We start from the raw sequence: 2178 nt of genomic DNA on the forward strand, positions 1-2178 counted from the left end.
CCCGACAAACGCCAATCTGGTTTCGGCCAAAATAGGGAAAGGAACACAGTCGTTTCTGCAAGGTCCGGCAATGAGTGAAGCGGAATTGGATTTGTGTTTTACTAAAGGGGCAGCAATTGTGGATTCGGTTTTTGAAACGGATTGCAATTGCATCGGTTTTGGTGAAATGGGAATTGGAAATACTTCCACTGCTTCGGTTCTAATGAGTATTCTTTTGGAATTGCCTATCGAAGATTGTGTCGGAAAAGGAACGGGTGTTGTTGACGAAAAGCTAATTCAAAAGCAAAATATTCTAAAAAAAGCCCTTGAAAATTATTGTGGGCCAAATGATTTGCAAAGCAAGTTAGCCTACTTTGGAGGATTCGAAATTATGCAAATGGCAGGAGGAATGCTTCAAGCTAAACAAAACAATATGCTCATTTTGGTCGATGGATTTATTTGTACAGTTGCTTTTTTAATAGCCTATAAAATGAATCCGTCAATCAAAGAAAACGCTATATTCTGTCATTCTTCAGCCGAGCAAGGGCATAAAAAAATATTGGATTATTTAAATGTTCAACCACTATTGCAACTTGATTTAAGGTTAGGTGAAGGTACAGGTTGTGCCGTGGCATTTCCAATTATTCAGTCGGCTGTTTGTTTTCTGAACGAAATGGCCAGTTTTGAATCTGCTGGTGTTAGCGGTTCGTAAATTTAATTTTAAATATGAAAAAACAATTACATATATTTTTCACGGCCTTGATGTTTTATACCAGAATTCCGTGTCCAAAAAATATCGACCACAATCCTGATTATTTAAACAAAGCATCAAGATATTTTCCTCTAATTGGCTGGATTGTTGGTGGAATTTGTTTTGGTATCTATTACCTGGCATCAATTGTATTTTCTGTAGAAATAGCATTGATACTGTCAATAATTGCCGGAATTCTAACTACGGGAGCTTTTCACGAAGATGGATTCGCCGATGTTTGTGATGGTTTTGGAGGTGGTTGGACCAAAGAGAAAATCCTTTTAATAATGAAAGACAGTGCTATTGGTGCCTACGGAACTATAGGTTTGGTGTTACTATTTTTATTGAAGTTTGAAACTCTTTATAATCTGGTTTCTTTACCTCAAACTTGTAATCTGTATTGCTTCGCCAGTTCGCTGTCGCTCGGGTCTGCAGCCTGCATTCTGCTACTTTTCATTTCCGCTCATTCTGTTAGTCGTCTGGCAGCTGTTTCCATAGTTTTTACACATCAATATTCAAGAGAAGATGCAACGAGCAAAAGCAAACCAATTGCCCAAAATTTTACTTGGAAAGAAGTAGTTGGAGCTTTGTTTTTTGGATTATTGCCCCTTGTGGTTTTGTCTTTGTCTCACTGGCAATTACTGTTGGTTTTAATTCCTGTTTTTATCGCTCGTTTTTTTCTAGCCCGATATTTTCAAAAATGGATTGACGGTTATACGGGAGATTGTTTGGGTGCTACGCAACAAGTATGTGAAGTGGTTTTTTATCTATCAATTATTGGAATATGGAAGTTTATTTAGTCCGTCATACTGAAACAGTTTGTGAAAAGGGAATTTGCTACGGTCAGAGTGATGTAGGAATTCGCGAGCCTTACGATGTTGTTTTTGAATCCATTTTGAACCAATTACCACAAGACGCAATTTTGTATTCCAGTCCGTTGCAGCGATGCTCTATTTTGGCTAAACATATTCAGAAAAATACCCAAATCACTTCCATTATTGAAGATTCAAGATTGATGGAAATGGATTTTGGAGATTGGGAACTAAAAAGTTGGGATGCCATTCCTAGAGAAGTCTTAGACCCTTGGATGGAAGATTTTGTTGCTGTAAATGTACCTAATGGAGAATCGTTTGTGGATTTGGATTATAGGGTTCGAGAATTTTTGGATAATGATATTTCGAAAGGAAATACTAAGCCGATTATCATTGTGGCGCATTCTGGAGTTATCCGAAGTATTTTGTGCAAAATAAATAATCTTCCCCTGCAGGAAGCTTTTAAAACGCAATTGGACTATGGGGTTGTGATTAAAGTAGAAATGTAGAATTGATTTGTTTTGGTTTTAAATTACTGATAAACAATTTGTTATATTTATGTTGAAATTAAAATGGTTCATTAATTTTAGTTTTCCATATTTTTAACTTTATATTTGCACCCGAATTAAGGTTGTG

General features: G+C 36.5%; 3 protein-coding genes. All 3 read left to right on the top strand.

Features of this window, described 5'->3' with window-relative positions; translation table 11 throughout:
* The coding region (locus VFS71_RS09220; protein WP_326400824.1) for a nicotinate-nucleotide--dimethylbenzimidazole phosphoribosyltransferase at positions 1–691 on the top strand (691 nt) is incomplete at its 5' end.
* 14 nt (positions 692–705) lie between these two features.
* Entirely contained in the window at positions 706–1530 is an 825-nt protein-coding gene (locus tag VFS71_RS09225) for an adenosylcobinamide-GDP ribazoletransferase (protein WP_326400826.1), read from the top strand.
* On the top strand, positions 1515–2051 hold the full coding sequence (cobC, locus tag VFS71_RS09230) for an alpha-ribazole phosphatase (RefSeq protein ID WP_326400828.1): 537 nt from the start codon (positions 1515–1517) through the stop codon (positions 2049–2051). Before VFS71_RS09225 ends, cobC begins: the two co-directional genes overlap by 16 nt.
* The last annotated feature ends 127 nt before the right edge of the window (positions 2052–2178 follow it).

Origin of the sequence: Flavobacterium sp., from assembly GCF_035760125.1 — a bacterium.
Taxonomy (GTDB): Bacteria; Bacteroidota; Bacteroidia; order Flavobacteriales; family Flavobacteriaceae; genus Flavobacterium.